The organism is Ferruginibacter sp. (assembly GCF_014377975.1).
Lineage (GTDB): Bacteria > Bacteroidota > Bacteroidia > Chitinophagales > Chitinophagaceae > Ferruginibacter.
Map to the genome: position 1 here is coordinate 1 of NZ_JACMOO010000051.1, position 7688 is coordinate 7688.

Consider the following 7688-nt stretch of genomic DNA (forward strand, 5'->3'; position numbering starts at 1 on the left):
GCTGCATTCTATGAAGCATATCATACCAATAAAAAATTGTGGGATACTGCATTTGCTTTTTTACAAACGCAGGATTTGATAAATATGCCTATCGGCAAACGTCCGCTCATCGGTGAAACCGTTTTTATTTCGGTAACGGATGAACCTAGTAAAAACATGGCAGATGTAAAATGGGAATCTCACAAAAAATATATTGACCTGCAATATATCATAAAAGGAAAAGAAATCATTGGTGTGGCAGATGCGTCAAAGGCTACCGTTACAAAACCTTATACTCCGGATGCGATGAATTATACCGCGGATGGCACTTACTATACAACTGATCCTGGAACATTTTTTTTGTTCTTTCCCAATGATGCACACCGCCCAACAATAAAAGCAGATGGATATGATGTGGTAAAGAAAATTGTAATTAAAATACAGGTCGCCAAAGCAGAATAATTGTTATCAATCTATTAAGCTGTCTAAAATAAAATTTTCATTGCCATCCTGAGGTTGGAAGGCTCACCTGTTCCGGCTAATCGCCGTAGCTACGCCCCACTGGCCACTTGTAAAGTTATAAAGTATGCTGATAATTATTTTAAACAGCTTCTGATAAACAATATCATTCAGATAAAAATTTATTTATCATAAAAGAAAAAAATAAATCATCCCGCCCGATTTTTTTAGAAAAAATTGCAGCCAGATCATTGGTTCTAGCATTGGCAGCAGGGTTGTGTACCGAAGTACTTATAGCAGAAAATAAACAGACTAATCCATTGAAAAATAGAGAAAGTATAAACAACTTTTCCGGTTGGTGTAACAGAATTGCGATAAGGTCAGCCACGATTTAAATATACGCCTGGCAGTGTGTTGTATTTCAGCAATTACTATCTTTAAACAGGCAAATTGTAATTTGATTATAGATATTGTTTTAAAAATACGCGGTAAACATCCTTAATAAAAAAATCATCCAATGAATAAGATTGTATTTAAAATGCTTTTTGGTTTAACGGCAATTCAGTTATTGCCGGGCAACATCGTTGCTCAAACCGCCATAACGCCTGCTACTGCTTTGCAACACTATTTAAGCAATGGCGACAAAACGTATAAATGGGAAATTAAAGAAACCTTTAAAATAAAAGATGCCACGGTGTATGCATTATTACTCACCTCGCAAAAGTGGAGGGAATATACCTGGACACACGAATTGAGTATCATTGTACCGCAGAAAATAAATTACGATGGCGCTTTATTGTTTATCACTGGTGGAAGCATCAATAATAAAGGCCTGCCAAACTGGGGCAGCAAGGAGGATGCATTAATGATTGGTTTGGGTGAAGTTGCCACCCACAATAATGCGGTTGTGGCCATCTTAAAACAAACACCCAATCAGCCTTTGTATGATACGCTGACGGAAGATGCATTGATTTCATTTACGCTGCACCAGTTTAAAGAAGACAATGATTATTCATGGCCACTACTTTTTCCTATGGTAAAAAGTGCAACGCATGCAATGGATGCCGTGCAGGAATTTTGTAACCAAAATATACATCAGCACATTAACCGTTTTGTTGTTTCAGGTGCTTCCAAACGTGGCTGGACGACCTGGCTAACAGGCGCCAGCGACCCTCGTGTGGTGGCCATTGCACCCATGGTAATTGATATGCTCAACATGCCCGTAAGTATGAATTACCAGATTAAAGTGTGGAACGACTACAGCATTCAAATAGAAGATTATGTGAAGCTGGGGATAGTGCAGGATATCGGATCAGCCAAAACAAATGACCTTACTACGATGATTGATCCTTATGCGTACCGTCAGAAATTAACCATGCCCAAAATGATATTGATGGGTACCAATGATGAGTACTGGCCGATTGACAATATCAAAAATTATTACGACAGTATCCCAGGCCAAAATTTATTGCATTATGTAGCAAATGTAGGTCACGACCTGGGTGATAAAAAGGAAGCGCTTGCAAGCCTGAGTTCATTCTTTGGATTAACACTTTCAAAAAAAACGTATCCCCAATGTGTTTGGAAAACTTCGAATACTGCGGCGGGAGTAGCAGTTGATATAAAAACAACTGCTGATAAACTTACTGATGTTATCATCTGGTCAGCCGATTCGCCGGATAAGGATTTTAGAAACGATAAATGGGCATCAAAAAGCCTGGGTATAAACCATAAGGGTACCGTAAAAGTTACAGAAGCATTTCCAAAAAATGGGTACCGTGCTTTTTATGTGAATTTGAAATACAAGGATGCAAATGGTGGGGAATATACTGAAAGTACAAGAGTGTTTATGACGGATGAAAAAGCGTTGTTATGATTTCTGACATATCGCAACGCTGCTATTTACTATAACTAAATCCAGGTAAAAACCTTAGGGATAAATATCGCTTTATCCCTAAGGTAAAAATTATTAAACAGTTAGTCTACCATCAAGGTTATTTTTTCTTTGCCATATTCACTGCCGATAACTCCTCCAGCGTCCACGGAGTTTGCCGGGCGTTAGCAGCAGTCCTGATATTCTTCACTTCATCTGCAGAAACCACTCTTGATTTATTACCAAAACTGTTTCTGATATAACTCAGTACCGAAGCGATGTATTCATCTGTTTGTGCTTGCTGCGATAACATTTGGTCGGGATATTTTTTACCGTCAATAGGTCCTTTTAAACCATGAAGTAAAATATTTATCAGGATAGCTTTATCGCCATTCACCCTGGCAGAACCGGCCAACGGGGGTGCAATCATTGAAGGAATTCCTTTGCCATCCGGACCATGGCAGGTGATACACAATTGTTTAAAATTACTGGCACCCTGGTATACCAGATCCCTGTCGTCACCATCCATACCCATGGTGCCTGCTTTTAGTTCACTCAATGATTCATCTCCCTCCTGCAAACTTCTTACTGCTACTTTTACCAGCAGTTGATTGCTGGTATCCCTGTGCTGAAATTCTTTTAAAATTGCAACGGCATTTGGGTTTTTACTATACCTGAGTGATAAGGCAAGTTGTATTTGAACACCGGCATTGGTATCATTTTTCATACGCTCCAGTTGAGCAAATATTGTATTATTGCTTTGTTGAAGTAATGGCTCACTCATACGGATAGCGGCTTTTCTTACTTCAGCATACTCGTCTTTTAGCGCTGCGGAAATTGTTTGTTCATCCATCGCTTTAAGGCCTTCCAATGTCCACAACGCATGCAGCCTGGCAATAGGGTCCGGACCTTTTTTCCAGAAGGTTAATTTTTCAACGAACGACCTTTCATTCAATGCAATTTTTTTGAGTGCCGGCACTACAGATTGATCACCATGTATCACCAGTAACTTCTGCGCATTCTCCCGCCACCAACCATTTGGATGAGCAAGAAAAGATATCAGTTCTTCATTGGTAGCAGTTAACAAATGGGGCTGTGGGCCTGGTTTGTAGCCATCATGTACCACACGGTAGATTCTGCCGCGGTTGATATTTAAATCAAGCTGTTTGCGTTTTATTTGCGGATGTATATAACTGTCTGGTTTTGTCCATGCACTTTCCTGTATGATGCCATGATACATATCAACAATGTAAAGACAACCATCAGGACCGGTAGCAGTATTAACCGGCCGGAAGTTCATATCGGATGAAGCAAGAAATTCTCTTTTGTCATACGCATTGCTGAGTATTATTTCTCCCCTGTTATCTGTCATTTTTGCCCGGCGTATTAAGCGGCCAACAGGTTCACAAATAAATAAATCATTCTGCAGGGCAGATGGTAGCCGGTCACCACGAAAAACAGTCTGGCCGCAGGATGCAGTAAAATGGTTCAGGGTACTATCGGCCCGTAAACGTTGCTGTCCTCCCTGCACATCTGGTGTTCCGATGATGGGCCACACTGCATCAAAAGCACTATCCCGCTGATTGTCTAAATCCAGCTCACCATACACCGGATTTTCCTGAAAATTTAGTGCGGGTGTTTCTCCTCCTGCTGAAGAAAAAAACATTCTGCCATAATTATCCTGGGTCAATCCCCATTGTCCGCTAGGAGGACTGGATAAACTATCTCCCACAAGCATACCATTGTTATAACGGAAGCGAATTGGATTCCGGGTAACATAAATCCAGTTGTCCATATTCCAGATCAGTCCACTCTTCTGGTGTTCAAGGTTGGCTTCATCGGGTGTGTCGTTGTGATACATCAATGTTTTTTCATCCGCGGTTCCATCACCATTTTTATCGCGGTAGCTGTATAAATTGTTGGTGTAGGTTTCATTTACTATCAGCCTGTCATCCAGTGCCAGCATCATTCTGGGCAATATCAGGCTATCAATATAAATGGTATGCTTATCCATTTTACCATCACCATCCGTATCCTCCAGCCTTGTGATGCGGCATACGGGCAATCGTTCCCCGGTACCATTAATATCCTGCATGTAGCTACGCATTTCCGCTACATACATCCGGCCATTGCCATCCCATACAACGGCAACCGGTTCCTGTATTTCGGGTTCACTGGCTACCAGTTCCAAATGATATCCTGGCGGTAAATGCATGGTCTTCATGCTCTCTTCCGGGCTAAGGGTTGCAGCCGAGGGATCGGGGTTTATTTTAGCAGGCCTTTCGGGTGCAGGTTCTTCCTTTAATGGCTGGTTACAGGCGATAAGGCAACAAAGAAATAAAATACTGGCGGCTGATTGAATGGATTTCATGAATTGTTTCTGATATTTTGTATAAGTGAGCTGACGAAAATTCAAAGGGACAAATCAGGGGGGAAGATAAAGTATTTTAGCGGGAAATATGGAGAGTAGTAAAGGGGATACTTTTGCAGGGCAATAATTAAAACAATCACCAGCCACCTGCACAAGCTTTCTTTACCACAAATTTTATGCTGTGCCCCTGCTAACACCGTTTTACGAATTTATTTTATACTTTAAACTTACCTCAAGTTAAAAACAGCAATTGCATAAACGGCCTTTCGTTGGTTCGGTAACGCTGTAGGCGGCAGATAAAAAATGTACAACAAATTTTTATGGCATAAGCAAAAGCAGCCGCGTTGCAGGTACGCAGCCTCCCGGCTAAGGAGGTAAACCTTGAAATAAAAGTGGAAGCCAACAAGAACAATACGAATCGAAATGTTGTTGAATGATATTTTTACTAAGGAAGCATGTACACCATTCAACAGCAATATAAAATAGATGTATTAACAACTTTCAAAAACAAAAATAGTCACATCTCAAAAAAACATCTTTTTTCACCCATAAATTTGTGTAGATTGATCTTACTTTAAAAGGGATTGTTCCGGCAGATTAAAATTATATTTTTCCTGGTAATTCCATCATCTTCAAAACAGTTTTGCATGAAAATATTTTTGCTATGTTTATTCTTATCGCAACAGGTATTTGCGCAAAATACCACACCCGAAGACAAAGTACCCCGGCACGAGTTTATCATTAAAAATTTTACCACAGAGGAGGGGATTGTTTTACCTGAAGCCCATATTGTGTATGGTACTTATGGACATCTGAATGCAGCGCATAGCAATGCCATATTGCTACCCTCCCACTATATGGCCGACCGGCATGGCTACGAATGGCTGATTGGTCCGGGCAAAGCACTTGACACCAGCAAACTATTTTTAGTAACTACAGAACTTTTCGGTAACGGGCATTCCTCTTCGCCAAGCAATACGCCGGAACCTTTTCATGGCCCTCGTTTTCCGCTCATGAAGATCCGCGATAACGTAGAAGCGGTGCACCGTTTACTGATGGAAGATTTACAGATCTTCCACCTGCGGGCGATCATCGGTTTTTCGATGGGTGCGCAGCAGGCTTTTCAATGGGCGGTTAGCTACCCTGTTTTTGCTGACCGCATTGCAGCTACCTGCGGCACCGCAAAAACCTATGGACATGGCGTGGTACGTTTAGAAGGACAAATTGCGGCACTTACCGCTGACTGCACTTTTAATAATGGAGATTATACTACACCGCCGGTTAAGGGTATTGAGGCGTTTAGCGTGGTATGGACGGCCTGGTTGTACTCGCAGGAGTGGTGGCGTAAAGAACTGTGGCGGGTAGGTGCCAGGCCCGGAACTACTTTTGAACAGGTGCTGCATGAATACCGCACCAATTTTATTCCCGGTGCCGATGCCAATGATCTGATTTTACAAATGCGTAGCTGGGAATACCATAATGTTGGCAATACCAGGGGTTTTAACGGTGACGCGGAAGCGGCTTTGCGTTCCATTAAAGTGCCGTTCCTGTACATGCCCTCCGCAACGGACTTGTACTTTCCTATTGGCGATGCCACTTACGAAGCGAACTTTATCAAAGGTGTTACCTTTAAACCGATTCCATCTTTATGGGGGCATACCGCCGGCGCAGCCAGCAATCCCGAAGATGATAAATTTTTAAATGAAACCATCGGGCAGTTTTTGAAGCAATAACTTTTATAAGAAGAGATAAATAAAAATGCGAATGCTGTGATGTTACACTGCAATTAGTTTAAAGTTATGAAGAGTGTAATGCTTTTATAATTGGAGCTTTTTTGGGGAAGGCTTTTATCTATACAACTTAATATCAGCGGAAGTACTATTCCTTTTCTTTTTCTAATGTTTTTATGTCTTCAATTAATTTTTCCATTTCCAATGTCAAAGTACCGTTATAGATACCACGTATTCGTTTAGTTTTATCAACCAAAACAAAATGTTCAGTGTGCAAAAACTCTGTGCTGTCCTTGCTAAACCCAATATTTTCTTCTGCAAAATACGACTGTCTGGCTAATTTGTAAATATCTCCTTTTGAACCTGTCAGAAATTCCCAGTTTTCATTTTTAATACCATTCCGTTCTTTGTATTTTTTAAGTATCGAAGGTTTGTCTATCCAAGGTGTTACGGAAAATGACAAAAACACAAGATTTTTGTCACTACTTAAACTATCGCCAACTATTTTCATATTCTTTGTCATAGTAGGGCAGATGCTGCCACAAGAAGTAAAAATAAAATTAGCAATGTGTATTTTATTTTCTACTCTTTTTTGGTTAACAGAAATACTGTCTTGATTTAAGAATGAAAAATTGCCAATCGTATGGGTAATCTTTTTATTGACGTCTGATTTATTTTCAATAAAAATTGGCGTAAAATCAGGCTCATTGTAGTAAGGTAATGCGATAGAATTAGTTTTTTTTTCAGCGCAACTGAAAAAAAATAAACTACTTAACAACAAAAATACTGTCCGATACATTTTTACAATTTTTAGTTCCTAACAATCCATATCTCTTACCATGTATAATTACATAATTTGCCCGTATTTTACCGTTTTCATACCACATTTTTTGTGCTCCTTCTTCTTGCCCATTTACAAAATGTGCTACATTAAATAAGGTGCCATCAACTGACCATTCCTTTATTTCTCCTTCATAAGCATCATTGTTTGCTATAAATTCAAACCGTTTATTTCCATTTTCCCAAAACGAAATTTGTTTGCCTTCTTTTCTTCCAAATTTATAAGCTCGACTTTCCATTAGTTGATGCGTAGGATACCATTTTTTCGAAATACCATTTAACTCTCCTTGTTGACATCTTTCCAATAAGACAGTGTCATTTTTATTGGAATTTAGTTCAAATAAAACCCCTGTAAATCTACTTTTATGATAGAAAATTATATCATTAACTATTGAAATAGAATTGGAGGATTTTAAAACAAATATTTCTGCTGGCA

At 39.8% G+C, this 7688-nt stretch carries 6 protein-coding genes; 3 read left to right on the forward strand and 3 right to left on the reverse strand.

Translation table 11 applies throughout. The features are described 5' to 3' along the window. Both H7254_RS03315 and H7254_RS03320 read left to right on the forward strand, forming a co-directional pair. Positions 1–441 (forward strand): YhcH/YjgK/YiaL family protein (locus H7254_RS03315; RefSeq protein ID WP_301931630.1); only part of this gene is annotated, 441 nt, incomplete at its 5' end. A gap of 514 nt (positions 442–955) precedes the next feature. Beyond that, entirely contained in the window at positions 956–2314 is a 1359-nt protein-coding gene (locus H7254_RS03320; RefSeq protein WP_301931631.1) for a PhoPQ-activated pathogenicity-related family protein, read from the forward strand. Between the two features lie 118 nt (positions 2315–2432). Here the strand turns inward: H7254_RS03320 and H7254_RS03325 are convergent, their stop codons facing one another. Further along, on the reverse strand, positions 2433–4682 hold the full coding sequence (locus tag H7254_RS03325) for a c-type cytochrome (RefSeq protein ID WP_301931632.1): 2250 nt from the start codon (positions 4680–4682) through the stop codon (positions 2433–2435). A gap of 647 nt (positions 4683–5329) precedes the next feature. On the opposite strand from H7254_RS03325, the gene H7254_RS03330 reads away from it, so the two are divergent. Beyond that, positions 5330–6415, forward strand: a complete 1086-nt coding sequence (locus tag H7254_RS03330; RefSeq protein WP_301931633.1) for an alpha/beta fold hydrolase — start codon at positions 5330–5332, stop codon at positions 6413–6415. A 145-nt stretch (positions 6416–6560) separates the two neighbouring features. On the opposite strand, the gene H7254_RS03335 is transcribed toward H7254_RS03330, so the two are convergent. Further along, positions 6561–7190, reverse strand: a complete 630-nt coding sequence (locus H7254_RS03335; RefSeq protein WP_301931634.1) for an SCO family protein — start codon at positions 7188–7190, stop codon at positions 6561–6563. Next, the coding region (locus H7254_RS03340; RefSeq protein WP_301931635.1) for a toxin-antitoxin system YwqK family antitoxin at positions 7180–7688 on the reverse strand (509 nt) is incomplete at its 5' end. The genes H7254_RS03340 and H7254_RS03335, both read right to left, overlap by 11 nt.

Bases quoted from the DNA above. Each gene is read 5' to 3' on its own strand.
- H7254_RS03320 (WP_301931631.1), top strand. From the start codon at position 956: ATGAATAAGATTGTATTTAAAATGCTTTTTGGTTTAACGGCAATTCAG.
- H7254_RS03325 (WP_301931632.1), bottom strand. From the start codon at position 4,682: ATGAAATCCATTCAATCAGCCGCCAGTATTTTATTTCTTTGTTGCCTT.
- H7254_RS03330 (WP_301931633.1), top strand. From the start codon at position 5,330: ATGAAAATATTTTTGCTATGTTTATTCTTATCGCAACAGGTATTTGCG.